This window comes from Burkholderia sp. BCC0506, assembly GCF_902833145.1.
GTDB lineage: Bacteria > Pseudomonadota > Gammaproteobacteria > Burkholderiales > Burkholderiaceae > Burkholderia.
Window position 1 is genome coordinate 211069 of sequence record NZ_CADFEN010000004.1, and the last position, 24665, is coordinate 235733.

Here is a 24665-nt window from a genome sequence, read left to right on the forward strand (position 1 = left end):
GCGATGAGACGAAGCGCGAGACGAACGGTGACGAACGGCGACGAACGATGCGGCTCGATCCGCGCTCAGGCGACGACTTCGTCGACGGCGACGGCCGCGAGCGGCGTGAATCCGGCGGCGCGGTACAGCGGCTGGCCGGCTTCGCTCGATATCAGCCACACGCGGTGCGCCCCCCGGTCCCGTGCGTGGGCGACGATCGCGGCGAGCAGTTGCGTCGCGAGGCCACGGCGGCGGTATGCGTCCGCCGTCGCGACGCGATCGACGACGATGTCGCGCGGCGACGCGAAGCCGTAGCGCGCGGTGGCCGCGATCTGCCCGTCGACCCGGTGCGCGAACAGGAATGCGGCCGGATTCGGGTGGAACGGCGGGAAGGCGCCGCTGGCGTTGAATGCGTCGATCGCGTCCGGCGTGTCGCAGGCGAGCGCTTGCGCGAGCGCGTCGTCGCCGGATAGCCCGCCGATATCGGCGGCCATGAAGTGCTCGTCGGTCAGCCGGCGCGTCCTGCCTTGCAGCACGGACGGCAGCGGCGCCGCGCCGTAGCGCGTGATCCACGCACCGACGGCGAACGGGCCGGCGCCGGACCCGGGCGCACCCTCGATCATGAAATGCTCGAATGGCCGGCCCATCGCGTCGTCGAACTGCACGACATGGCCGTCCGGGCCGTCGTGCAGCGGCGCATCGCGCCGGTCGCGCGCGGCGCAGTACCCGGCGATGAACGCGCGCACGGCGGCCTTGCGGCGGGGGAAGGCGGACCAGGCTTCGTCGAGCGGGAACAGCGTGGCCGGTGCAGGGGAGGCGGTCGGCATGCGGACGGGCGTTGTCGGAGCGAAGCCGACAGCTTAGCCGAGGATGCCGTCGCTTGCTGCGCCGGCGATTGTCACCCTCGCCGAAACGGATCGTTGCGCACGCTGCCCCTTTACTTGAAGTTAACTTCAATTTGTATCATGTGCGCCAGTCCGATTGCGCTCGCGCGAGACATCCCGTTGCACGCGGCCGCTTCAACGGAGACGAGGATGACCGAAGCGCGTGGCGCGGCCGATGCCCAGCTACCGGGCGGGTGTCGCCGGCGCGGCGATCGGCCTGTCCCTGCTGCGCGAACCGATGGGCCGGCGCCGAGCGCGCCGGCGTCGTTCAACCTGCACGGAAATCCGTCAAGCATGCTCAACTCCATGGAAAGCCCGATCTGCGAAGAAGACCCGTCGTGCGATGTGTCGACGTGCGACGAAGACGATGCGCTGCCGTCGCGCGGCGGCGGGGTCGCGTATCCGCTCGTGGCGATCGGCCGCACGCCGGTTCCGGAGCACGCGACGGCCGCCGCATCGCCGTTGCGCCCGCAACTGTTCGTCACGGTGCTGGAGGCCGGCGAAGACGGGCTGCTGGTGCGCTGGGTCGAGAGCGGCCGGTGCCATTACGGCGAGCAACGCTGGCGCCTGCGCGTCGCGTTGCAGCCCGGCCGCTGCGCGCTCTCGGGGCAGCCGATCGAGCCGGGCGAGCCGGTGTTCCGGCCGGTGCGGCGGCCCGTGCCGGCCAACGGCGACGAGATGATCTGCCCGGCGTCGGTGCCGGGTAGGGCCGGTGCGGCGTGCGATCGCGCGCCGGAGGACGGCGACGCATGCAGTCCGGGCGAGGTTCATGGCTGAACCTTGCCCGGCGGCGGCGCGACGTTACTTCTTCAGATCGTGCCGGTACTGGATGAAACCGGCATTGTTCGCGAGCTTGTCGTAGAGCGCGCGCGCGGTCGTGTTGGTCTCGTGCGTGAGCCAGTACACGCGGCTCGCGCCGGCTTCGCGGGCCCGTTCGTACACGGCCTCGATCAGCGCGCCGCCGGCGCCTTGCCCGCGCGCGTCGGGCGCCGTGTACAGATCCTGCAGGTAGCAGTACGGCCCTTCGGTCCAGCACGAGCGGTGGTAGATCGCATGCACGATCCCGACCAGCGCGCCCGACGCGTCGAACGCGCCGAGCACGAACATCGGCTCGGCCGGATCCATCAGGCGCGCCCATGTCGTCGCGAACACCGCGTCGCTCAGCGCGGTGTCGTAGAACTTCTGGTAACCCTGCCACAGCGGGCGCCACGCGGCTTCGTCGGCGGCGACGAGCGGGCGCACCGTGACGCGCGCGGCGTCGTTCGCGCGGCTGGCCGCATCGCGCGCGCGGGCCTGCGCGTGGCGGATCGCGGTGAGCGACTGGCGCTGATTGCCTTCGGCATCGAAGTTCTCCGGCGCGAGCCATGCTTCGAATGCGGCGCGGACGTCCGGCCATTCGCCGTCGATGATCGAGAACCACGCGGTGTCGCGATTGCGGCCGCGATAGACGATCGCCTGCCGGAACGTGCCCTCGTAACGGAAGCCGAGGCGCGCAGCCGCCTTGCGCGACGGTTCGTTCAGGTCGTCGCATTTCCATTCGTAGCGCCGGTAGCCGAGCGTGTCGAACGCGTACTTCATCAGCAGGAACTGCGCTTCGGTCGATACCGGCGTGCGCTTGAGCAGCGGCGAGAACGTGACGGAACCGACTTCGATCACGCCGTTGGCCGGATCGATCCGCATCAGCGCGAGCGTGCCGACCGCGCGGCCCGTGGCGCGATCGATCACCGTGTAGTGCAGCGGATCGGCGCTCGCCTGTGCGCCGCGCGCGTAGTCGCGGTAGCTGGACGCGTCGGCGTACGGGCCGTGCGCGAGATAGGTCCAGTCGCGGCCGTCGGGCGCCTGCGCGTAGGCGGCGTACAGGTCGGCCGCGTGGCGCTCGGCGTCGAGCGGTTCGAGCCGGCAGTAGCGGCCTTCGAGCGCGATGCGCTCGGGGCGCGGACGCGCGGACCAGTCGGGAACGGGTTGGCCGATGGGCTGCTGGAAAGCGTTGGTGAGCGTGGGCAAGGTCGATCTCGCTTCGGTTGGCGGCCGGCGACATGCCGGCATGCAGACGATCGTAGTCCCGGCGAGGTACCATGAGAAGCGCCAGCGAATGGCAAATTTATGGTGCCACGATCCCTGGCCGCCGGCCGTACGCCGTTCACCGTCCGCTCGAGCTTTTCACGCTGCGATATTCCGATGACGACTGCCGTTCCTCCCGACAACGCGCCGTTGCTGCCGCTCGATGCGCCGCTCGCGCGCACGCCCGGCGCACCGTCGCTGCAGCGCCAGTTGCTGCGCCGCGTGCGCGACGCGATTCTCGGCGGCGCGATGCCGGCCGGCACGCGGTTGCCCGGCACGCGCGCGCTGGCCGACACGCTCGGCGTGTCGCGCAATACGACGGCCGCCGTGTACGAGCAACTGGTTGCCGAAGGTTTCCTGCAGTCGGATCGGCGCGGCACGCGGGTCGTCGGGCTGTCGCGGCCGGCGCCGCCGCGCCGGCGTGCCGCGCCGCCGGCCGTCGCGCAGCGGCTCGGCCGGATTCGCCCGAGCCTCGTCGGCACCGGCGAATCGGCGGGTTTCCGGCCGGGCGTGCCGGCGCTGTCGCATTTCCCGGTGGACGCGTGGCGGCACGCGATCGACCGCGCGTTGCGCCGCGCCGGGCGCGACCTGCTGGCGTACGGCGATCCGCTCGGCGAGCCCGCGTTGCGCGAGTCGATCGCGCGCCACCTGGCCGTCACGCGCGGCGTGCGCTGCGATCCCGAGCAGATCGTGATCACCGAAGGTGCGCAGGGCGCGATCGCGCTGTGCGCGCAATTGCTGACCAATCCGGGCGATACGGTGTGGGTCGAGGAGCCCGGCTACCGCGGCGCGCGCACCGCGATGCAGGCGGCCGACCTCGACGTCGTGCCGATGCCGGTCGACGCCGAAGGGCTGCGCGCGGAACCGGACGACTGGCGCGAGCGCACGCCGCGCCTCGTCTACACGACGCCGTCGAACCAGTTTCCGACCGGCGCCGTGCTGTCGATCTCGCGCCGGCTCGCGCTGATCGATGCGGCACGCCGCCATCGCGCGTGGATCATCGAGGACGACTACGACAGCGAATTCCGTCACACCGGCGAGCCGATCGGCGCGATGCAGGGGCTCGCGCCCGATTCGCCGGTCGTCTATCTCGGCTCGTTCAGCAAGACGATGTTTCCGGCGCTGCGGATCGGCTTTCTCGTGCTGCCCGACGCGTTGCTGGCCGCCGTGCGGCCGGCGCTGCCGGAGATGCTGCGCGGCGGGACGCGCCACGTGCAGCTCGCGCTGGCCGATTTCATCGAGACGGGCGAGTACGGCCGGCATCTCGGGCGCATGCGCCGGCTGTACCGCGACCGGCGGCGTTTGCTGCTCGCCGCGCTCGACAGCAGCCTGAGCGTGCCGCACCAGGTCGAGGGCGGCCCGTGCGGGCTGCATCTGGCGCTGCGGCTGCCGGCGCGTTATCGCGACCGCGCGATCGTCGAGGCGGCGCGCGCGCATGGCATCGGGCCGTTTCCGCTGTCGGGTTTCGCGATCGACGCGGGGCGCGCCGGCAACGGGCTCGTGCTCGGTTTCGGCAATACGTCGGCCGACGCGTTCGAGCCGATGTTGCGGTTGGTGTCGGCGATCGCGGAGCGGGTGGGCGCGGGTAACGCGTGACGGTACGGACACGCATCGCGTCGTGATCGAGCGCGTGGCGGATCGCGCATTGCGCTCGCGCGCATGGAACGAACCGCATTCGGCCGACCCGAAGCCGGACGCCGAAGTGCGCGGCGGCACGGAAGCAACGGCCCGTGCGTCGGCACCGACCGGCCGTTCCAGCGCGGCAATATCGTGTACGGGGTATCGGACAGCGCCGTCTGCACGGACGGCAAGCCGCCGCGCGGCGCTTGCGGGATGGTCTCGGTGACAATCAATAAAGAATTTGCCGCGCGTGACCGGTGCGTCAGGTAACCGGTGCTTTAAAGGCGCCGAAAGGCTGCATCGGTCGCAAATCATTGAATCTTTTAAAAGCTCGGCCTTTATCTCGATATTGACGTTTCCCGACCACGCGGCCCGGATCGACAGTCTTATTCTTTCGATCGTAAAAAATGGTCAATGGCGCTTGTCGCGACGCATGCGATGAGCGACGATCCTTCTCCGTAACAAACGGTTACTTTTCCGCCGTTAAGAATAGCGGAGCACGAAGGTCGCGTCGGCCCTGTACTCCAATAAATAAAAATGCCGATCGGACGAGATCGGCCGCAGGCATCCGAGCGCGCAATCAGCGCGTATGCCGTCTGCGAAACCGTATAGAGCAAGATGAAATCCGATTCAAGCCGTTATTGTTTTCCGAATCTGCTGGAAGCGTTTTTTATCGTCGTCGTGCTGAACATGGTCGAGTATTTGATGAACTCGATCATCTGGTCGGCCGGCCGCGGCGCCGGGCTTCAGACGATGGCGATCGCGAGCATCGGGCGGGTGCTCGCGAACGGGCTCGTATTCACGGTGCTGCTTCACCACAGCCAATTGACCTACCGCAGCTTGCTGCATGACAGCGTCGATTCCTGGCGAACGACGATCGGGCAATTTCTCGTGCCCGTGTTGCTGATCACGCCGGCATTGCTCGTGACGATGAGCGTGCTCGAAGTCGGTGTCGGGCAGTTTTTCCCGTGGAGCGGAACCCGGGATGAAGCCCGCGAGGTTTATGTGAATGGCGGGCTCGGCCTGATCGTGTTGACCTGCGTGATTGCGCCGCTACTCGAAGAGATGCTGTTTCGCGGCGTGATGCTGCGCAGCTTCTTGCGACAGTACCCGGAGGGAACGGCGATCGCCCATTCGGCCGCCGTATTCGGTCTCGCGCATTTGAATGTGTACCAGTTCGCGCTCGCATTCGGACTCGGTTTGCTGATCGGAAAACTGTATGCGGCTACTCGATCGCTGCTGCCGGGGATATTGATTCATGCCAGCTACAACACGGCCGTGGTGCTCGTCGCACTGAAGTCGCCGTTCGTCCTCACGAAGGAGAGCCTGCTCGAGATCTGGCCGACTTCCTGGTGGTTGGGCGCGCTTGCGTTGGGCGGCATCGGTGCAGGGTGGCTGGTCAAGTCGGTCGATGCGCTGCGCGTGGCGCCGGCGAATACGGCAAACGACGCCGTGTGAACCGGGCGCACACGGCGACGGGTTTCAACAACGAGAAAGAGGTGAAGCATGCGGGGCAAGCAAGTCTGTCTGGTGGGTCTGGCAAGTACGGTACTGATGTTGACGGCCTGTGGCGGCGGCGATGACGGTGGCGCCGCCCATACGGGCAGCAGCGCATCGAACAACGATACGGCGGGGACGCCGACGGCCACGTCGCCCGCCACGCCGGCGCCGGGGGCGTCCACTCAGCCATCCGTACAAACGGCCTGCCGGCCGAACGGCAACTTCAGCTATTCGGGTGCGGCGTCGCCGGTCGCGGCGAACAACGGCCGGCTGGCGGTGCTCGTGGTGCCGAACTTGCCGAGCGAGTGGGCGAAGAACCGCAACATGACGGCGGCCGATGTGCCGGCGACGAGCCTGGTTCAGCAGGGCAGCGGCGCATTCACGACGCTTGCGTCGTCGGCGGCGGCGAGCGATTGCCTCGGGCTCGACCACGGGGCCGTGACCGAGATCCAGGGCGTCGGCACCGATGTGGCGATCGGCCGGTGGAATCGCGCGATGGATACCGACGGCAATACCTATAACGATTCGCAAGGCGTTCACTACGCGGTCGGCACGCCGCTGTCGTTGCCCGCCACCGGCGGCCCGCTTTCGTGTACGCAGGTGATCGCCGACACGGTGGCGAGCAACTACGGCGGCACGAGCGGTGCGCTCGTGTCGAGTTCGGCCACGCTCGATCCGGTCACGCGCACGCTCACCACGCTGGACCTGTCGATCAAGCTGGGGAGTGCGCAACAGGCGCTGACGTACACGCAGGTGCCGTTGAACGGTGTGTTGAAGACCACCGGGCCCGCGACGCTTCAATCGATCGTCGTCGGACATGACGCGGCGCAGCCGCTGGTCGCCGTCGGTTACACGGTTGCGTTGCCGAACACGTCAGGCGTCGGTGGGGTGGCGGTGCTGTCGTGCCACTGACCGGCCTTTCGCGGTTTGCGTGCCGCACGCTGTCCGTCGCGATGCGCAACAGGCTGACGATTGGCCGCAGACCGCGACGACGGCGGTGACCGTGGCGCGCACACCGATGCGTGGTGGATATTCGGATTGACGAACCGCGCACTTTGTTCGAAACGAACGCCGTCGCGGCTCCACCAACGCGGGACCTTCCGGCATACGGGTTTCGATTCGTATGTTCCAACCGCGGCGTGGGCTATAAATGGTTGGGTGTACCGGTGCTTGTCGGGCGCCTGCGCGTCTCGCGCACGGTGGCGTCGCGGCTGCCCGGGGGAGGTGCACCGTGGTTTGCCAGACGCTTGCTCGCGCCGTGCTTCGCACTGCGTTGATCGGGGGCGTGTTCGCCGGAATCCTGCCGCCGCCCGCCGCCGTTGCGGGCACCCTCGCGCCGCCCGCCGCACCGCCCGCGACGAAGGCACGGCCGCCCGCCGTGCCGTACGCGATGCCGGTCGATTTCCCGGCGATCGTCGAGCGCTACGGCCCGGCGGTCGTGACCATCCTGGCTGCCGCACCCGATCCGCAAACCGGCGGCCCGGCCTTTGCCATCCTCGATCCCGACGATCCGCTCGCCGCGTTTTTCCGGCACGGCGCACCGCGGCCCGCGCAAGGGCCGCAGGCGCCGGCGCCCGATACGGCGCCGCGCACGGTATCCGGCAGCGGCTCGGGCTTCATCGTCAGCGCCGACGGGCTGATCCTCACGTCCGCCCATGTGGTCGACGAGGCGACCGACGTAACGGTGCGGCTCACCGACCGCCGCGAATTCAAGGCGACGGTGCTGGCCGTCGATCCGCAAAGCGATGTCGCCGTGCTGCACGTCGACGCGACGAAGCTGCCGTTCGTGCGCGTCGGCGATTCGTCGAAAGTCCGCGCGGGCGAACCGGTGATGACGATCGGCGCGCCGGACGGATCGGGCAACACGGTCACGGCCGGCATCGTCAGCGCGACGGCGCGCCGGCTGCCGGACGGCAATGCGTTTCCGTTCTTCGAGACCGACATCGCACCGAACCCGGACAACTCGGGCGGCCCCGTGTTCAATCGCGCGGGCGACGTGATCGGCATCGCGGTGCAGGTCTATACGGGCGCCGACCGCTACGCGAGCATGACGTTTGCCATCCCGATCGCATTCGCGGCCAAGGTGCGCGCCCAGTTGCGCGCGCAACAGCAGGCACAGATGCAGGCGCAGCAGCCTCCGGCACCCGCGCCGGCCGCGCCGTCGGGCAATGCGTTGGGCGTCGACGTGCAGGACGTCGGCGTCGGTCTGGCCGCGGCGTTCGGGCTGCCGCGCCCGGCGGGCGCGCTCGTCAACGGCGTCGCCCCCGGCTCGCCGGCCGCCGCGGCCGGCTTGAAACCCGGCGACGTGATCGTGAAGGTGGGCGACAAGGCCATCGGCCGCTCGGCCGAACTGAACGACGTTGCCGCCGCGCTGCCGCCCGGCGGGAAGGCGCGGCTGCGCGTGATCCGCAATCGCGCGCCGGTGACGCTGACGATCACCGGCGCCGGCGCCGGCGCCGACGACGCGGACGGCGGCGCGGCCGCGACGGTCGGCATGGCCGCGCCGAAAGCGGGCGCGCGGCCGGGGCCGGGCACCGGCGACAAAGGCGATGCAGCTGATGGCGGCGACCGCCTCGGGCTGACGATGCACGCGCTGAGCGACGACGAGCGCCGTTCGACGGGGCTCGCGGTCGGGATGATGGTGGACGCGGTGCACGGCCCGGCCGCGCGCGCGGGTATCCAGCCGGGCGACGTCGTGCTCGAGCTCAACGACACGCTGCTCGAGACGCCGGACGACGTACCGACGCTCGAAGCGAGCGGCGGCAGCGTGATCGCCGTGCTGATCCAGCGCAACAACGCGCGGAAGTTCGTGTCGGTGCGCACGCGTTAGGATGTTGACGCGGCTGTCGTCGTCCGCCTACCATCGTCCGGTATCGCGGGCGGTCCGCCACGCATTCAGGAGCCATTCGGCATGAAAACGGCTTGCTTCGTCGTAGTAGTAATCCACAGGCGCAGGGTCCGGTAGCGGCACCGCGCCGGCACCCATGCGCCCCCGACCCGTTCGGGGGCTTTTTTTTGTGTTGCGCATGGCCGTGCGGCCGGTGCGCGGGAGGGCATCTCCTTGCAATCGAACCTGTCGAGCGCTTCCGGAGCGGCGTCGCCGCGACACGCGACGCTGATCCTGCTGTGTGCGTTGTCGGTGCTGCCGCTGAGCCTGTTCCTGCCGTCGCTGCCGGCGATCGCGCGCGACCTGCACGCCGACTATGCGCTCGTCGCGCTGTCGCTCGGCGGATATGCGGCGGTGGCCGCGCGGGTCGCGCGCCGCTACGCGCTGGCCACGACGATCCTGTGGGGGCGAGTCGTGGCGTGCGCGGGCCCGCTGGTCGGCCTCGCGCTCGTGTTCGGCGGCGCGACGCACGCGCTCGCCTGGTTCGGCCCGTGCGTGCTGGTGGGCATCGGCAACGGGCTGAGTAACCCCGGCGCCCATGCGGGCGCGGTGTCGGTGCGCCCGGAGCTGGCGGGCAGCGCATCCGGGCTGGCGGGTGCGATGACGATCGGCGGCGGCGCCGCGCTGTCGTCGCTGACGGGCGCGTGGCTGACCGCCGGCAACGCGGGCTACCTGACGCTCGCGATGATGCTGCTATCGGCGGCGATCGCGCTGGCCGCCGCCGTGTGCGTGCGGGCGTTCGACGAGCAGGACGCCGGGCGGTGAGCGCGGGTGCGCCCCGGTACCGGCGCGCGGCCGAATGACGGACAATCCGCCGCATGCGGGAAGACGGCGCACGATTCGCGCGCCGTGCGTCCCGACGATCGCGACAGCCGACTGGACGAGGATGCGATGAGCGACTTTTCTGATTTCCAGCGGGACATTGCCGATGCCGCGAGGGCGACCTTCAGGGCGCTGCGGGCGTTGCACCCGGACGAGCATTTCTACGCGTTCGCGTTGTACACCGACAGCGGCGCGATGACGGTGGTGCCGGCGGCCAATTCGGTCGAAGGGCTGCGCCGGGCCCGCGCGCGGCTGGCGGTTGCGGACGACGATCCGCGGGCCGTGTGGAGCGTGTCCGAGTGGGCGTACGCGGCGGCCGAGGCTTCGCCGTTCAACGCGATCTGCGGCAGGCTGGCGGACGAACTGCTGAGCCCGCAGTTCGTCCGGTCGCGATTCCCCGAATTTTCCCGGCAACTGCATGCCGACATGGTCGCGGCGTTGCGGCTGCTCGATCGCGACGGCGTGTTCGGCACCGGCGACGACCGCGCGGCCATCACGCTGTTCGTGTCGATCGGCGACGACGACGCAGCCGAGGCGCTGGAGAACGCATCGGCGAAAGCGCTGAACCCGCCGGCCGTCGCCGACGCCTTCCTGCGCCGCTACGGCTGACCGGCACCGGGATACCCGCGGGGCGGCTGCCCCGCGCGCTGCGTCACGGTTTCGCGCCCACGACGAATTCGAACGTCGCGACGCCGTCGACGCCGCCCGTCACGCGGTCGCCCGGCTGCAGCGCGCCGACACCGGCCGGCGTGCCGGTGAAGATCAGGTCGCCGGCCTTCAGCTCGACCGAGCGCGACACGTACGCGATCACGTCGGGCACGGCCCAGATCATGTCGGCGAGGTCGCCTTGCTGGCGCGTGTCGCCGTTGACCGCGAGCCAGATGCGGCCGGTTGCCGGGTGGCCGGTGGCCGTCGCCGCGCGCAGCGCGGTCACGGGGCCCGACGCGTCGAAACCCTTCGCCCAGTCCCACGGACGGCTCAGCTTCTTCGCTTCGGCCTGCAGGTCGCGGCGCGTGAGGTCGACGCCGACGCCGTAGCCCCACACGTGCGACAGCGCGTCGGCCGGATCGATCGCCCGGCCGTCCTTGCCGATCGCGACGACCAGCTCGATTTCGTGATGGAGGTCGTTCGTCAGCGGCGGATACGCGACCGTGCCGCTGGCCGGCACGATCGCGTCGGCCGGCTTCGTGAAGAAGAACGGCGGTTCGCGCTCGGGGTCGGCGCCCATTTCGCGGGCGTGGTCGGCGTAGTTGCGGCCGACGCAGAATACGCGGCGCACCGGAAAGCGCGCGGTCGACTGTTCGACTTCGATGGAAGGACGCTCGGCAGCGTCGATGACGTATGCGGACATCGGAGGGCCTCGTTCGGTGGGAAGACGGATGGCCGGCGCACCGGCCGGCATGCGTGCAACGATACCCGACGCGCGTGCGCCCGGATGCGACGCAACTGCGTTTTACCGGGACAAAACTACGCGTCGGCGGCAGGCTGCGTGTCGTCGGCCGCGGGCAGCGCGGCGTTCGCGTCGCGGTACGCCTTCGGCGACATGCCCACCCGTGCACGGAAGCGCCGCGCGAAATAGCCTTCGTCGCGAAAGCCGACCGAGCGTGCGATGTCCGCGATGCGCCGGCTGGTGTGGGCCAGCAGCGATTGCGCGAGCGCGATCCGGCGCTCGGTCACGAGATCGGTGAAGGTGCTGCCGGTTTCCTTGCGGACCAGGTGCGCGAGGTAGTTCGGCGAAAGAAACGCGGCTTCGGCGGTCGCGGCGAGCGTCAGGTCCTCGCGCGTCAGGTTCGCCCGCACGTGGCGCAGCACGCGGGCGAGCGCGTCGCGCCGGCCCGCGCGCTGGGCGCCGCGCTGCGCGAGCTTGTCGAGCGCGCCCGCGTACTGCGTGCAGACGAGCCCGATCAGTTGCAGCAGATAGCCGCGCAGCAACGTGGTCGAGCCGAACGTGCGCACGCGGTCGGCGTCGAGCATGCATAGCGCGAGGCGGCGCGCCTCGTCGTACGTGTCGCCGGTCAGGATGAAATCGAGATGCTCCTGGAAGCGGAACGGCGTCAGTTCGGGGAAGCGGTGCGCGGGCACGTCCTCGAGATCGAGCGGATCGACGTCGAGATCGGCGCGCAGGAATGCCTGGCTGAAGTTGATCACGATGAAGTGCGCGCCTTCCGGATGCGGAATCAGGTGCTCGCGGTGCGGCAGCACGAACGCGAGCGCGCCGCGCGGAAACGGCCGCGTGACGCCGCCGATGCGCTGCTCGGTGTCGCCGCCGAGGTTGAACTGGATCTGGAAATACGCGTGCCGGTGCGGCTCGGTGATCGCCTGGCGCGACGCCTGGTCGCGGATGTAGAAATCGAGCCGGTCGCTGCGTTCGGGCATCCCGTACAGGCGCGGCGGGGCGGTGGAGGGCATGAAGGATTCTGCTGTTCGTGACGCGGTTGAGCCGCGATGGTACAGCGAACCGGGCGTGGCGGCGACGGATGCGTTCGCGCGGTCAGTCCGTCACGAGCGACGCGACGCGGCGCCGCAGCTCGGGCACGACCTCGGCGTCGAACCACGGATGGTGCTTGAACCATGCCTGGTTGCGCGGCGACGGATGCGGCAGCGGCAGGATGGCCGCGCCGTAGTCGTGCCAGGCCTGCACGGTGTCGGTCAGCGTCGCCTTGCGCGTGCCGCGCAGGAAATGCCGCTGCGCGTACTGGCCGATCAGCAGCGTGAGCCGGATCGACGGCAGTTCGGCTACGAGCCGGTCGATCCACAGTCGCGCGCACTCGGGGCGCGGCGGGTTGTCGCCGCTCGCGCCGCGGCCCGGGTAGCAGAAACCCATCGGTACGATCGCGAAGCGCGTGTCGTCGTAGAAGGTCTCGGCATCGACGCCGAGCCAGTCGCGCAGCCGCTTGCCGCTCGCGTCGTCCCACGGGATGCCGCTCGCATGGACCTTCGCGCCCGGTGCCTGCCCGACGATCAGGATGCGTGCGTCGCGATGCGCGCGCACGACCGGACGCGGGCCGAGCGGCAGGTCGGCTTCGCATGCACGGCACGCGCGGATTTCGGTGAGCAGCGCGTCGAGCGGCGCGCGCGTTCTTTTCGGCATCGATTCGGAGCGGGGACGGAGTGACGAGGCGGTGTCGTACGAGCGGCGCAGGCGGGCAGCGGCCGGGCGGCGCGGCCCGGTCGCATCCGCCGGCCGCACCGCGCGGTGCGCGTCACGCCCGCGACGGGCCCGCTGCGCCGCCTTCGGCGACCGCAGCATCATACAACGCGGTCTGCGCAATCGCCGCGGCGATCCCTGCGTCGTCGTGCGAACCGTCGAGCATGCCCCAGCGCCGGTATTGCGACAGGAACCACCGGCCCTCGCGCGGATCGGGCCGGTTCACGGCGCCGCCGTCGTGAAAGCGGATCGGCAACGGCGGCGTGGCGAACGGCCCCGCGCCGTAGTCGCCGAGCAGGCGCGGCGCGATCAGCCGGGCCGGCACGCCGAGCGCGTCGGGCGACGCGAGCCAGTCGGCCGCCTCGCGGCGGTGTGCGGCGCTGTCGAGCCACGCGCACGCATCGACGAGCGTGCGGACCAGCGCACGCGCGGTGGCCGGATACAGCGCGACGAAGTCGCGCCGCGTCGCGAGCACCTTCTCCGGATGATCGGGCCAGATCTCGCTCGTGACGGCGACGGTGCGGCCCGCGCCGCACGCTTCGGCCACCGCGTGCCACGGCTCGCCCGCGCAGAAGCCGTCGAGCTCGCCGCCCGCGAGCGCGGCGACCATCTCGGGCGGCGGGATCACGACGCTGCGCACGTCGTGCAGCGGATCGACGCCGTGCGACGCGAGCCACGCGTTCAGCCACATCGCGTGCGTGCCGGTCGGGAAGGTCTGCGCGAGCAGCGGCTTGCGGCCGAGTGCCGCGAACGCGGTGCGCACGCTGGCGGTTTCGCGGTACGCGTCGGCGAGGCCGCGCGACAACGTGATCGCCTGGCCGTTGCGGTTCAGCACCATCAACGCGGCCATGTCGGTCTGCGGGCCGCCGATGCCGAGCTGCAGCCCGCAGACGAGCCCGTACAGCGCATGCGCGGCGTCGAGCTCGCCGCTGAGCAGCTTGTCGCGCACGGCCGCCCACGACGGCTGGCGGCTCAATTCGAGCGTGAGGCCATGACGCGCGCCGAGGTCCAGGCGCTGCGCGACGATCAGCGGGGCCGCGTCGCTGAGCGCGACGAACCCCAGGCGAAGATGCGCGCGTTCCGGCGCGGCGGGAGGGGAAGTATTCATGGCACTCATGACTGGGGTGACGCGTCGAGCAATTGTCGCGCGACGTCGACGATGCGCAGGCCCTGATCCATCGCACGCTTGCGCAGCGCGGCATACGCATCGTGTTCGGAGAGCTTGCGCTGGTCCATCAGCACGCGTTTCGCGCGGTCGATCAGCTTGCGCTCCTCGAGTTCGCGCTCGACGTCGGCCAGCCGGCGGCGCAGCGCGTCGTCGTGGGAGAAGCGCGCGAGCGCGACTTCGAGAATCGGCGCGAGGCGCTCGGCCGACAACCCTTCGACCAGATACGCGCTGACGCCCGCGCCGACCGCCGCGCGGATCAGTTCCTGGTCGGCGTCGTGGCTGAACATCAGCACGGGGCGCGGTGCGGTCGCATGCATGACGGCGAGCTGTTCGAGCGTGTCGCGCGACGGCGAATCGGTATCGATGATCACGACGTCGGGGCGTTGCTCCTCGACGGCCGCCGGCAGGCGCGCGGGCGTCGCGACGTCGTTCAGCATCTCGTAGCCGAGACGCGCGAGCGCGTCGCCGAGCTCGCCGATCGGCTTGTCGGTATCGGTGACGAGCAGCACGCGCAGGCGGGCGGGCAGGGCGGACGAACTCATGGGGCGGGCAACAGGGACGGTGACGCGTCGAGGCACGGGACGAACGATGCATGCAGGCCGCGCGTGCGGCCGGGGGGCAGGGAAACGGGGAGCGGCCGAAGCCGCGCGATGCGGCGCATGTCAGGCGGCCCGCGAAAGCGCCGCGCCGGTTGCCGCGTCCGCGCCCAGCGCGGCCGCTTCGCCGATCGCGCCGCCGACGAGGATCACGGCCGGACTGCCGAGCCGCGCGGCCCGGATACCGTGCGCGAGCGTGCCGAGCGTGCCGGTCCAGCGGCGTTCGTCGGGCGTGCCGGCCCATTGCACGGCCGCCGCCGGCGTCGACGCGGGAAGCGCGGCGAGCAGGCCCGCCGCGATGCTGTCGACGCGGCTCATCCCCATGTAGATCGCGAGCGTCGTGCCGGTTGCCGCGAGCCGTGCCCAGTCGGGCTCGCCGTGGTCCTGGCGGTGTGCGGTGACGAACGTGACGCCCTGGCAGTGCTCGCGATGCGTGAGCGAGATGCCGAGGCTCGCGGCCGCGGCGAATCCCGACGAGATGCCGTTGACGATCTCGACCGGAATCGCGGCCGCGCGCAGCGTCGCGAGTTCCTCGCCGGCGCGCCCGAACAGCAGCGCATCGCCGCCTTTCACGCGCACCACGTGCGCGCCGCGCAGCGCGTAGCGGCGCATCAGTTTCTCGATGAACGCCTGCGGCGTGGAGCGGCAGCCGCCGCGCTTGCCGACGCGGATCACGCGCGCCTGCGGCGCGAGTGCGACGATGCCGGGCGCGACGAGATCGTCGAGCAGCAGCACGTCGGCGGCGGCCAGCGCCTTCACCGCTTTCAGCGTGAGGAGATCGGGGTCGCCGGGCCCGGCGCCCAGCAGCGTGACTTTGCCTGTCGTCATGTCGTGTTCCTGTGCCGCATCGCATTCCTGCGGCGGTCTGATGTCGCGGTGTTGCGCGGCGGCGGCGGGCGGTCCAAACAAATGCACCGGCATCCGGCCGTGCCGTGCACGGAGGGACGCCGTTGTCCTGACGGGCCCGCGGTGAATGGCGGGCCGGGTTTGCGGGGACTGCCCACCGGCGCCGTTGCCGGTGTGATCGAGGTTCAGCAATATCCGGGCCAACCGGTGCGACGACTCGGCCGTCGCGTCGCGCCGCGCACCGCGCGACGGCCGCGAGCATGCACGCGCTCGCCATGCGCGAGCATGCGCCATCCCGCATTGGCGTGCGGCGTGCCCCAACGGCGCGCACGGCGCGAGCGCACGGCGACAGTGCTGCAGCGCACCACATCTGTGCCTCGCTGCATCGCGATGGAGAGCGCGCAGCGCATCGCGAGCTCGCGCCGATTGCCCGGCGCGCCTTGTGCGGTGGGGCTCGCGGCGTGATCGACGCTGACATGGCACGTCGCTTGCAATAAGTCGTTCGGGCGGGTCAATGGCGATCCGTCCGCAGTACCGAATACCGACGCGCCCGGCAACGGGCTTCATGGGCAACGGCGTCCTACGCATCGGGTCTCGACGAGACCGGGTGCGCAGGACGCCGTTTTTCGTTTGGCGGATGACATGACCGACAAAGCTACCCGTATCGATCTCTTCAGCCTCCGCACCGCGCCGATGCGCGCGTTCCATCTGACGTGGATGGCGTTCTTCGTATGCTTCTTCGCGTGGTTCGCGTGCGCGCCGCTGATGCCGCTGATCGCGCGCGAATTCCACCTCACGGCCGCGCAGGTCGCGAACATCAACATCGCCGCGGTGGCCGCGACGATCGCCGTGCGGCTGCTGGTCGGCCCGCTGTGCGACCGCTTCGGCCCGCGCCGCGTGTATGCCGGGCTGCTGCTGCTCGGTGCGATCCCCGTGTTCGCCGTGTCGTTCACGCACGATTACCTGTGGTTCCTGATCTGCCGGCTCGGCATCGGCGCGATCGGCGCGGGCTTCGTGATCACGCAGTACCACACGTCGGTGATGTTCGCGCCGAACGTGGTCGGCACCGCGAACGCGACGACGGCCGGCTGGGGCAATGCCGGCGCGGGCGCGACGCAGGCGCTGATGCCGCTGCTCGTCGCCGCCGGCCTGATGCTCGGCTTGGGCGAGGACTCGTCGTGGCGCGTCGCGCTGGTCGTGCCGGGCGTGGCGATGCTCGTGATGGCGTGGGCGTACTGGCGCTTCACGCAGGACTGCCCGCAAGGCGATTTCGTCGCGCTGCGCAAGCAGGGTGTGACGATCGACAGCGGCAAGAAGGGCGGCTGGGCGAGCTTCTTCGCGGCCTGCGCCAACTATCGCGTGTGGATGCTGTTCGTCACGTACGGCGCGTGCTTCGGCGTCGAGGTGTTCATCCACAACATCGCCGCGCTGTACTACGTCGATCACTACAAGCTGTCGCTGAAGGACGCCGGCTTCGCGGTCGGGATGTTCGGGCTGCTCGCGCTGTTCGCCCGCGCGCTCGGCGGCTGGCTGTCCGACAAGATCGCGGCACGCCGCAGCCTCGACGTGCGCGCGACGCTGCTGTGCGCGCTGATCATCGGCGAAGGGCTCGGGCTGATCTGGTTCTCGCATGCGCAAAGCATCGGCATCGCCCTCGTCGCGATGCTGACCTTCGGCCTTTTCACGCACATGGCGTGCGGCGCGACCTACGCGCTCGTGCCGTTCATCGACCGCAAGGCGCTCGGCGGCGTCGCGGGAATCGTCGGCGCGGGCGGCAACGTCGGCGCGGTGGCCGCGGCTTTCCTGCTGAAGGGTGTCGGCGACGTGCAGCAGGCGCTGAGCCTGCTCGGCCTCGCGGTCACCGCGACCGCGCTGTGCGCGATGGCCGTGCGCTTCAGCGAAGAACACAAGGCGCGCGAGGCGGAGCTGCGCGATCGCGCGCTGGCCGCCGCCAACGCCGCGAACTGATCGACCGAGGGAACCGTCATCATGAAACTGATCGTCATCGGCCACGGCATGGTCGGCCACAAATTCCTCGAATGCATCGCGGCGCAAGCCGGCACGGCCGGCGCGCTGCAGGTCACGGTGCTCGGCGAGGAACCGCGCCCCGCCTACGACCGCGTGCATCTGTCCGAATTCTTCGCGGGCAAGTCGGCGGACGACCTGTCGCTGGTCGAGCCTGGCTTCTTCGCGCGCCATCCGCAGTTCGACCTGCGCCTGAACGCGCCGGTCGCGTCGATCGACCGCGCCGCGCATACGGTCACGCTCGCATCGGGCGACATGCTCGCATACGACAAGCTGGTGCTCGCCACGGGCTCGCGTCCGTTCGTGCCGCCGGTGCCGGGCCGCGACCGCGCGGGCTGTTTCGTGTACAGGACGATCGAGGACCTGGAAGCGATGCAGGCGGCCGGCGCGCACGCGAAGCGCGGCGTGGTGGTCGGCGGCGGGCTGCTCGGCCTCGAATGCGCGAAGGCGCTGCGTGACATGGGGCTCGACACGCATGTCGTCGAATTCGCGCCGCGCCTGATGGCCGTGCAGGTGGACGACGGCGGCGGCCGGATGCTGCGCGCGAAGATCGAGGCGCTCGGCGTGACCGTGCATACCGGCAAGAACACGCTCGAGATCGTCGACGGCGACGAGGGCATGCACCGGATGGCGTTCGCCGACGGCACGCATCTCGACACCGACATGATCGTGTTCTCGGCCGGCATCCGGCCGCGCGACGAACTGGCCCGCGCGTGCGGGCTCGACATCGGCCCGCGCGGCGGCGTCGCGATCGACGATACATGCCGCACGAGCGATGCGGACATCTACGCGATCGGCGAATGCGCGGCGTGGAACGGCATGGTGTACGGCCTCGTCGCGCCCGGCTACGACATGGCGCGCGTGGTCGCGAAACAGATCGGTGGCGACGCGAACGCCGCCGCCGTGTTCGCGGGCGCCGACATGAGCACGAAGCTGAAGCTGATGGGCGTCGACGTCGCGAGCATCGGCGACGCGCACGGCACGACGGCCGGCAGCCGTACCTACCAGTACGCGGACGAGCGCCGCCAGGTCTACAAGAAGCTCGTGGTGTCCGACTGCGGCAAGTTCCTGCATGGCGCGGTGATGGTCGGCGATGCCGCCGAGTACGGCACGCTGCTGCAGATGATGCTGAACCGCATCGAGCTGCCCGAGTCGCCGGAATTCCTCATCCTGCCGTCGTCGGACGGCGCGGCGAAGCCGGCGATCGGCGTCGACGCGCTGCCGGAAGGCGCGCAGATCTGCTCGTGCAACAACGTGTCGAAGTCGCAGATCTGCGCGGCCGTGGCCGACGGCGCGACGAGCCTCGGCGCGCTGAAGACGTGCACGGCCGCCGGCACGTCGTGCGGCGGCTGCGTGCCGCTCGTCACGCAGATCATGAAGGCCGAGATGAAGAAGCAGGGCCTCGCGGTCAACAACCATCTGTGCGAGCACTTCCCGTATTCGCGCCAGGAGCTGTTCCACCTGATCCGCGTCGAGCGCATCACGACGTTCGACGCACTGCTCGCGAAGCACGGCCGCGGGCTCGGCTGCGACGTGTGCAAGCCGGCCGTCGCGGGCATCCTCGCGTCGTGCTTCAACGAGTTCGTGCTGAAGAAGGAGCACGCGGGGCTGCAGGATTCGAACGACTACTACCTCGCGAACATCCAGCGCGACGGCACGTACTCGGTCGTGCCGCGCATGCCGGGCGGCGAAGTCACGCCGGAAGGGCTGATCGCGGTCGGCCAGGTCGCAAAAAAATACGGGCTGTACACGAAGATCACCGGCGGCCAGCGCGTCGACCTGTTCGGTGCGCGCGTCGAGCAGCTGCCGTCGATCTGGGAGGAGCTGATCGCGGCCGGCTTCGAATCGGGGCACGCGTACGGCAAGGCGCTGCGCACCGTGAAATCGTGCGTCGGGTCGACGTGGTGCCGCTACGGCGTCGGCGATTCGGTCGGCCTCGCGATCGACCTGGAGAATCGCTACAAGGGGCTGCGCGCGCCGCACAAGATCAAGTTCGGCGTGTCCGGCTGCACGCGCGAGTGCGCGGAAGCGCAGGGCAAGGACGTCGGCGTCATCGCGACCGAGAAGGGCTGGAACCTGTACGTGTGCGGCAACGGCGGGATGAAGCCGCGCCACGCGGAACTGCTCGCGTCCGATCTCGATCGCGACACGCTGATCCGCACCATCGACCGCTTCCTGATGTTCTACGTGCGCACGGCCGACCGGCTGCAGCGCACCAGCGTGTGGCGCGACAACCTCGAAGGCGGACTCGACTACCTGATCGACGTCGTCGTGCACGACAAGCTCGCGATCGCGGCCGAGCTCGAAGCCGACATGCAGCACGTGATCGACACGTACGAATGCGAGTGGAAGCGGGCCGTCACCGATCCGGAGACGCGCAAGCGCTTCCGCCACTTCGTGAACAGCGACGCGCCGGACACGACGATCGCATTCGTCGAGACCCGCGGGCAGATCCGTCCCGCGACGCCCGACGAGCGCGGGCGCGGCAAGCCCGTGGCGATCCCGGTCGTCGCCGAACCCGCAACCGTTTGACCCTGACCCACCCCAGCGTCTTTTCCAAGGAGCCCATCATGAACGATCGTCTTCCGCTGTCCTGGACCCGCGTGTGCCCGCTCGACGACATCGTGCCGAACACCGGCGTGTGCGCGCTCGTCAACGGCGAGCAGGTGGCCGTGTTTCACGTCGCGCATCCCGAAGGCGGCGTGTTCGCGATCGACAACGTCGACCCGGTATCGCAAGCGGCCGTGATGTCGCGCGGGCTGATCGGCAGCCTCGGCGAACGCGTCGTGGTCGCGTCGCCGCTGTACAAGCAGCATTTCGACCTGCGGACCGGCGAATGCCTGGAAGCGCCCGAGCAGTCGGTGAGCGCGTATCCGTCGCGGGTCGAGGACGGTTTCGTGTGGGTCGCGGCCTGAGCGCCCCGGAGCACGCATGACCGCCACCCCTGTCAAGAGCGTGTGCCCGTACTGCGGCGTCGGCTGCGGGATGGTGCTGCACGTCGAGGAGGGCGAAGTCGTCAAGGTGTCCGGCGACTCGGACCATCCGACCAACTTCGGGCGGCTGTGCACGAAGGGCTCGTCCGCGCACGTCGCGCTGCGCCGCTCGGGTCGCCTCGACCGCGCATTCGTGCGCCGCGCGCGCGAGGACGACCTCGTGCCGCTGCCGGCGCGCGACGCGATCGCCGAGACCGCGCGCCGGCTGCGCGCGGTGCTCGATGCGCACGGGCCCGATGCGCTGTCGTTCTACGTGTCCGGGCAGATGTCGATCGAGGCGCAATACCTCGTCAACAAGCTTGCGAAGGGCTTCGTCGGCACCAACAACGTCGAGTCGAACTCGCGCCTGTGCATGGCGAGCGCGAGCACCGGCTACAAGCAGTCGCTCGGCGCGGACGGTCCGCCCGGGTCGTACCAGGACTTCGATCGCGCGAACCTGTTCTTCGTGATCGGCGCGAACATGGCCGACTGTCACCCGATCCTGTTCCTGCGGATGATGGATCGCGTGAAGGCCGGCGCGAAGCTGATCGTCGTCGATCCGCGCCGCACCGGCACGGCCGACAAGGCCGACCTGTTCCTGCAGATCCGGCCGGGCACCGATCTCGCGCTGCTCAACGGGCTGCTGCACCTGCTGCATGCGAACGGCCGCACCGATGCCGCGTTCATCGACGCGTACACCGAAGGCTGGGACGCGATGCCGGCGTTCCTCGCCGACTACACGCCCGAGCGCGTCGCCGAAATCACGGGGCTCGCGGAAGCCGACATCCGCACGGCCGCGCAATGGATCGGCGACGCGCAGGAATGGACGAGCTGCTGGACGATGGGGCTCAACCAGAGCACGCACGGCGTGTGGAACACCAACGCGATCTGCAACCTGCATCTCGCGACCGGCAAGATCTGCCGCCCGGGCAGCGGGCCGTTCTCGCTGACCGGCCAGCCGAACGCGATGGGCGGGCGCGAGATGGGCTACATGGGGCCGGGGCTGCCGGGCCAGCGTTCGGTGCTCTCCGACGATGACCGCCGCTACGTCGAGCACCTGTGGCGCGTGCCGGCCGGCACGCTGCGCAAGGAAACCGGCAGCGGCACGGTCGACCTGTTCGAACGGATGGCGGCCGGCGACATCAAGGCGTGCTGGATCGTCTGCACGAACCCGGTCGCGACCGTGCCGAACCGGCAGAACGTGATCGCGGGGCTGCAGGCCGCGGAACTCGTGATCGCGCAGGACGCATTCCTCGACACCGAGACGAACCGTTACGCGGACATCCTGCTGCCCGGCGCGCTGTGGGCCGAGGGCGACGGCGTGATGGTCAATTCCGAGCGCAACATGACGCTGATGCGCGCGGCAATCGCGCCGCCGGGCGATGCGCTGCCCGACTGGCGCATCGTCGCGGAAGTCGCGCGTGCGATGGGTTTCGGCGATGCGTTCGACTATGCGTCGGCGGCCGACGTGTTCGACGAGATCGTCCGTTTCTCGAATCCGGCGACCGGCTACGACCTGCGCGGCGCGAGCCACGCGGCGCTGCGCGACGGGCCCGTGCAGTGGCCGGTCGCGCCGGGCACCGCGCGCGAGCGGCACCCGATCCGCTACCTGAACGACGGGGTGAGCCAGACGCGCCGCCCGGCCGCCGACGGCAGCGACGCCCCGCGCATCGCGTTCCCGACGCCTTCGGGCAAGGCGCGCTTTTTCGCGCGGCCGCATGTCGCTCCGGCCGAGCTGCCCGACGACACGTTCCCGATCGTGCTGAATACCGGGCGGCTGCAGCATCAGTGGCACACGATGACCAAGACGGGCAAGGTCGCGATGCTGAACAAGCTCAACCCGCGCCCGTTCGTCGAACTGCATCCGGACGATGCGAGCGCGCTCGGCATCGCGACGAAAGACAGCGTCGAGATCCGTTCGGCGCGGGGCCGCGCGGTGCTGCCGGCCGTCGTGACCGAGCGCGTGCGGCGCGGCAACTGCTTCGCGCCGATGCACTGGAACGACGTGTATGGCGAGGATCTGTGCATCAACGCGGTGACGAACGACGCGATCGACCCGGAATCGCGGCAACCCGAACTGAAATACTGCGCGGTCGCGCTGACGCGCGTCGACACCGATGCGTTCGCGTCCGTCGACGACGACACCGCGCAACCCGATGCATGCGCCGGCGACGCGCGGCCCGCGCCGGCGATGGTGCAGGCCACTGCTTCACAGGAATCCGACATGGCAGACATCGACACATTCGCGGCCGCGCTCGGCGTCGCCGATCTCGCGCCGCCGCCGCTGACCGACACCGAGCGGCTGTACGTGGCCGGCCTCGTCAGCGGGCTGAAGGCGAGCGTCGGCCGTCGCGACGGCAGCGTGCCCGTGCTGCCGGCCGGCGCGCCGTTGACGCCGCCCGTGCGGTTCTGGCTCGACGGGATGCTCGCGGGGCTGTTCAGCCGCTCGCTGCCCGCGCACGCCGCGGATGGCGCGGCGCCCGCGCTGCCGGCCGACGCCGCCGCGTCCGGCGGCGTACGGATCGTGCGCGCGCGCCCGAAGGTCACGTTGTTGTGGGCGTCGCAGACGGGCAACATCGAATCGCTGACCGAGGATTACGCGACGAAGCTGATGAACGCGGGCTTCGAGATCCGCACCGCGTGCATGTCCGACTATCCGGTCGCGTCGCTCGCCGGCGCGCAATACGTGCTGCTGATGACGAGCACGTTCGGCGACGGCGATGCGCCCGACAACGGCAGCGAGTTCTGGGACGCGCTGCAGGCCGGCAGCGCCGCACGTCTCGACGGCGTGCACTTCGCGGTGCTCGCGTTCGGCGACCGCAACTACGACCGTTTCTGCGGCCACGGCCGGCGGCTCGATGCGCGGCTCGCGGAGCTCGGCGCGGCGCGGCTGTGCGCACGCGTCGATTGCGACGTCGAGTTCCAGCACGATGCCGATCAGTGGCTCGAACGCGTCGTCGCGCGCATCAAGGAGGCCGATGCCGCGCTTCACGCGGTGCCGTCCGGCGGGATGAGCCCGTCGGGGCTGGTGCCGACGAAGGCGCATCCGGCGCCGTCGAAGCTCGTCGCGAACCTGCGCCTGAACCGGCCGGGCGCCGCGAAGGACACACGCTACGTGTCGCTGTCGGCCGAGGGCGCGAACCTCGAATACGAAACCGGCGACGCGCTCGGCGTGTGGCCGACCAACTGCCCGGAGCTGGTCGACGAACTGCTGTCCGTCACCGCGCTGAAGGCCGATGCGCCCGTGTCGGTACCGGGCGTCGGGGAGGTCCGGCTCGGCGATGCGCTCGCGCGCCACTTCGACATCACGCGCCCGCATCCGGATACGCTGGCCTTCATCGCGTCGCGCAGCGCGAACGGCGCGCTGAAGTCGCTGCTCGGCGAAGATCGCAAGGGCGACCTCAAGCAATGGCTGTGGGGGCAGCAACTCGCGGACGTGCTGCACGAATACCCGGTCGAACTGTCGGGCGCGGAGCTGGTCGGCATGCTCAAGCGCCTGCAGCCGCGCCTCTATTCGATCGCGTCGAGCCCGAGCGCGCACGAGGGCGAGATTCACCTGACCGTGTCGGCCGTGCGCTATCACAACGGCCGGCGCGCCCGCAAAGGCGTCGCGTCGACGTTTCTCGCCGATCGCGCGGACGACGGCCGCGTACCCGTGTTCGTGCAGAAGTCCGCGCATTTCCGGCCGCCGGTAAACGGCGACGTGCCGATCGTGATGGTCGGCCCGGGCACCGGCGTCGCGCCGTTCCGCGGCTTCCTGCACGAGCGGCGGGCGCGCGGCGCGCGCGGACGCAACTGGCTGTTCTTCGGCGAGCAGCATGCGCAGACCGACTTTTACTACGGCGACGAACTGAGCGAGATGCACGAAAGCGGCTTCCTGACGCGGCTCGATCTCGCGTTCTCGCGCGATCAGGCCGACAAGGTGTACGTACAGGACCGGATGCGCGAGCAGGGCGCCGAGCTGTTCGCATGGCTGGAGGAGGGCGCGCACTTCTACGTGTGCGGCGACGCCGCGCGGATGGCCAAGGACGTCGACACCGCGCTGAAGGCGGTCGTCGCCAGGCACGGCGGCATGTCGGACGAAGCCGCGAACGACTACGTCGCGCGGCTTGCGAAGGCACGGCGCTACATGCGCGACGTGTATTGATCGCGTGAGC

The 24665-nt window shown here is 70.1% G+C and carries 20 protein-coding genes; 11 read left to right on the forward strand and 9 right to left on the reverse strand.

From position 1 onward, the window contains the following. Window positions 1–65: 65 nt before the first annotated feature. Window positions 66–806 (reverse strand): GNAT family N-acetyltransferase, encoded by a 741-nt coding sequence (locus tag HWX62_RS10910; RefSeq protein ID WP_175928584.1) that lies wholly within the window; start codon window positions 804–806, stop codon window positions 66–68. A 351-nt stretch (window positions 807–1157) separates the two neighbouring features. On the opposite strand from HWX62_RS10910, the gene HWX62_RS10915 reads away from it, so the two are divergent. Further along, entirely contained in the window at window positions 1158–1640 is a 483-nt protein-coding gene (locus HWX62_RS10915; protein ID WP_175928583.1) for a DUF3331 domain-containing protein, read from the forward strand. A gap of 24 nt (window positions 1641–1664) precedes the next feature. Here the strand turns inward: HWX62_RS10915 and HWX62_RS10920 are convergent, their stop codons facing one another. Beyond that, window positions 1665–2867 (reverse strand): GNAT family N-acetyltransferase, encoded by a 1203-nt coding sequence (locus tag HWX62_RS10920; protein WP_175928582.1) that lies wholly within the window; start codon window positions 2865–2867, stop codon window positions 1665–1667. 174 nt (window positions 2868–3041) lie between these two features. On the opposite strand from HWX62_RS10920, the gene HWX62_RS10925 reads away from it, so the two are divergent. The 6 genes from HWX62_RS10925 to HWX62_RS10950 all read left to right on the forward strand — a co-directional run bounded on the left by HWX62_RS10925 (window position 3042) and on the right by HWX62_RS10950 (window position 10362). After that, window positions 3042–4520 carry a PLP-dependent aminotransferase family protein gene (locus HWX62_RS10925; RefSeq protein ID WP_175928581.1) on the forward strand — a complete coding sequence of 493 codons (1479 nt, stop codon included), beginning with the start codon at window positions 3042–3044 and terminating at the stop codon, window positions 4518–4520. Window positions 4521–5162: 642 nt separating this feature from the next. Beyond that, on the forward strand, window positions 5163–6002 hold the full coding sequence (locus HWX62_RS10930; protein ID WP_175928580.1) for a type II CAAX endopeptidase family protein: 840 nt from the start codon (window positions 5163–5165) through the stop codon (window positions 6000–6002). Window positions 6003–6050: 48 nt separating this feature from the next. After that, window positions 6051–6956: a hypothetical protein gene (locus tag HWX62_RS10935; RefSeq protein WP_244136022.1), complete on the forward strand. Its 906-nt coding sequence runs from the start codon at window positions 6051–6053 to the stop codon at window positions 6954–6956. A gap of 319 nt (window positions 6957–7275) precedes the next feature. Then, entirely contained in the window at window positions 7276–8874 is a 1599-nt protein-coding gene (locus HWX62_RS10940) for a trypsin-like peptidase domain-containing protein (RefSeq protein ID WP_175928579.1), read from the forward strand. A gap of 231 nt (window positions 8875–9105) precedes the next feature. Then, on the forward strand, window positions 9106–9696 hold the full coding sequence (locus HWX62_RS10945; protein ID WP_175928578.1) for a hypothetical protein: 591 nt from the start codon (window positions 9106–9108) through the stop codon (window positions 9694–9696). A 126-nt stretch (window positions 9697–9822) separates the two neighbouring features. Continuing rightward, on the forward strand, window positions 9823–10362 hold the full coding sequence (locus HWX62_RS10950) for a DUF4303 domain-containing protein (protein ID WP_175928577.1): 540 nt from the start codon (window positions 9823–9825) through the stop codon (window positions 10360–10362). Between the two features lie 43 nt (window positions 10363–10405). On the opposite strand, the gene HWX62_RS10955 is transcribed toward HWX62_RS10950, so the two are convergent. From HWX62_RS10955 to HWX62_RS32915, 7 genes are all read right to left on the reverse strand, one after another. Next, window positions 10406–11104, reverse strand: a complete 699-nt coding sequence (locus HWX62_RS10955) for a fumarylacetoacetate hydrolase family protein (protein WP_175928576.1) — start codon at window positions 11102–11104, stop codon at window positions 10406–10408. 116 nt (window positions 11105–11220) lie between these two features. Beyond that, window positions 11221–12162, reverse strand: a complete 942-nt coding sequence (locus tag HWX62_RS10960) for a helix-turn-helix transcriptional regulator (RefSeq protein WP_175928575.1) — start codon at window positions 12160–12162, stop codon at window positions 11221–11223. A gap of 82 nt (window positions 12163–12244) precedes the next feature. Further along, window positions 12245–12844 (reverse strand): uracil-DNA glycosylase family protein, encoded by a 600-nt coding sequence (locus HWX62_RS10965; RefSeq protein ID WP_175928574.1) that lies wholly within the window; start codon window positions 12842–12844, stop codon window positions 12245–12247. 112 nt (window positions 12845–12956) lie between these two features. After that, entirely contained in the window at window positions 12957–14009 is a 1053-nt protein-coding gene (locus tag HWX62_RS10970; RefSeq protein ID WP_175928573.1) for a CmpA/NrtA family ABC transporter substrate-binding protein, read from the reverse strand. A gap of 5 nt (window positions 14010–14014) precedes the next feature. Beyond that, window positions 14015–14611 carry an ANTAR domain-containing protein gene (locus tag HWX62_RS10975; protein WP_175928572.1) on the reverse strand — a complete coding sequence of 199 codons (597 nt, stop codon included), beginning with the start codon at window positions 14609–14611 and terminating at the stop codon, window positions 14015–14017. 120 nt (window positions 14612–14731) lie between these two features. Further along, window positions 14732–15493, reverse strand: coding sequence for a uroporphyrinogen-III C-methyltransferase (gene cobA, locus HWX62_RS10980; RefSeq protein WP_175928571.1), 762 nt, complete (start codon window positions 15491–15493; stop codon window positions 14732–14734). Window positions 15494–15696: 203 nt separating this feature from the next. Continuing rightward, window positions 15697–16026, reverse strand: coding sequence for a hypothetical protein (locus HWX62_RS32915; RefSeq protein WP_244136023.1), 330 nt, complete (start codon window positions 16024–16026; stop codon window positions 15697–15699). 127 nt (window positions 16027–16153) lie between these two features. Between HWX62_RS32915 and HWX62_RS10985 the strand changes: the two genes are divergently transcribed. The 4 genes from HWX62_RS10985 to HWX62_RS11000 are packed head-to-tail and all read left to right on the forward strand — an operon-like array spanning window position 16154 to window position 24655. Further along, complete coding sequence (locus tag HWX62_RS10985) at window positions 16154–17479, forward strand: MFS transporter (protein WP_175928570.1); 1326 nt, start codon at window positions 16154–16156, stop codon at window positions 17477–17479. 21 nt (window positions 17480–17500) lie between these two features. Next, window positions 17501–20068, forward strand: coding sequence for a nitrite reductase large subunit NirB (gene nirB / locus HWX62_RS10990; RefSeq protein WP_175928569.1), 2568 nt, complete (start codon window positions 17501–17503; stop codon window positions 20066–20068). A gap of 38 nt (window positions 20069–20106) precedes the next feature. After that, complete coding sequence (nirD, locus tag HWX62_RS10995; protein ID WP_175928568.1) at window positions 20107–20451, forward strand: nitrite reductase small subunit NirD; 345 nt, start codon at window positions 20107–20109, stop codon at window positions 20449–20451. 16 nt (window positions 20452–20467) lie between these two features. Further along, the gene (locus HWX62_RS11000; protein ID WP_175928567.1) at window positions 20468–24655 is read left to right on the forward strand and encodes a bifunctional nitrate reductase/sulfite reductase flavoprotein subunit alpha; all 4188 of its coding nucleotides are present in this window, start codon (window positions 20468–20470) and stop codon (window positions 24653–24655) included. The last annotated feature ends 10 nt before the right edge of the window (window positions 24656–24665 follow it).

Excerpts from the sequence above, each read along its gene's own strand:
- HWX62_RS10910 (WP_175928584.1), bottom strand. The coding sequence starts at position 806 with ATGCCGACCGCCTCCCCTGCACCGGCCACGCTGTTCCCGCTCGACGAA.
- HWX62_RS10915 (WP_175928583.1), top strand. The coding sequence starts at position 1,158 with ATGCTCAACTCCATGGAAAGCCCGATCTGCGAAGAAGACCCGTCGTGC.
- HWX62_RS10925 (WP_175928581.1), top strand. The coding sequence starts at position 3,042 with ATGACGACTGCCGTTCCTCCCGACAACGCGCCGTTGCTGCCGCTCGAT.
- HWX62_RS10930 (WP_175928580.1), top strand. The coding sequence starts at position 5,163 with ATGAAATCCGATTCAAGCCGTTATTGTTTTCCGAATCTGCTGGAAGCG.
- HWX62_RS10935 (WP_244136022.1), top strand. The coding sequence starts at position 6,051 with ATGCGGGGCAAGCAAGTCTGTCTGGTGGGTCTGGCAAGTACGGTACTG.
- HWX62_RS10950 (WP_175928577.1), top strand. The coding sequence starts at position 9,823 with ATGAGCGACTTTTCTGATTTCCAGCGGGACATTGCCGATGCCGCGAGG.
- HWX62_RS10955 (WP_175928576.1), bottom strand. The coding sequence starts at position 11,104 with ATGTCCGCATACGTCATCGACGCTGCCGAGCGTCCTTCCATCGAAGTC.
- HWX62_RS10960 (WP_175928575.1), bottom strand. The coding sequence starts at position 12,162 with ATGCCCTCCACCGCCCCGCCGCGCCTGTACGGGATGCCCGAACGCAGC.
- HWX62_RS10965 (WP_175928574.1), bottom strand. The coding sequence starts at position 12,844 with ATGCCGAAAAGAACGCGCGCGCCGCTCGACGCGCTGCTCACCGAAATC.
- HWX62_RS10970 (WP_175928573.1), bottom strand. The coding sequence starts at position 14,009 with ATGAATACTTCCCCTCCCGCCGCGCCGGAACGCGCGCATCTTCGCCTG.
- HWX62_RS10975 (WP_175928572.1), bottom strand. The coding sequence starts at position 14,611 with ATGAGTTCGTCCGCCCTGCCCGCCCGCCTGCGCGTGCTGCTCGTCACC.
- cobA (WP_175928571.1), bottom strand. The coding sequence starts at position 15,493 with ATGACGACAGGCAAAGTCACGCTGCTGGGCGCCGGGCCCGGCGACCCC.
- HWX62_RS10985 (WP_175928570.1), top strand. The coding sequence starts at position 16,154 with ATGACCGACAAAGCTACCCGTATCGATCTCTTCAGCCTCCGCACCGCG.
- nirB (WP_175928569.1), top strand. The coding sequence starts at position 17,501 with ATGAAACTGATCGTCATCGGCCACGGCATGGTCGGCCACAAATTCCTC.
- nirD (WP_175928568.1), top strand. The coding sequence starts at position 20,107 with ATGAACGATCGTCTTCCGCTGTCCTGGACCCGCGTGTGCCCGCTCGAC.
- HWX62_RS11000 (WP_175928567.1), top strand. The coding sequence starts at position 20,468 with ATGACCGCCACCCCTGTCAAGAGCGTGTGCCCGTACTGCGGCGTCGGC.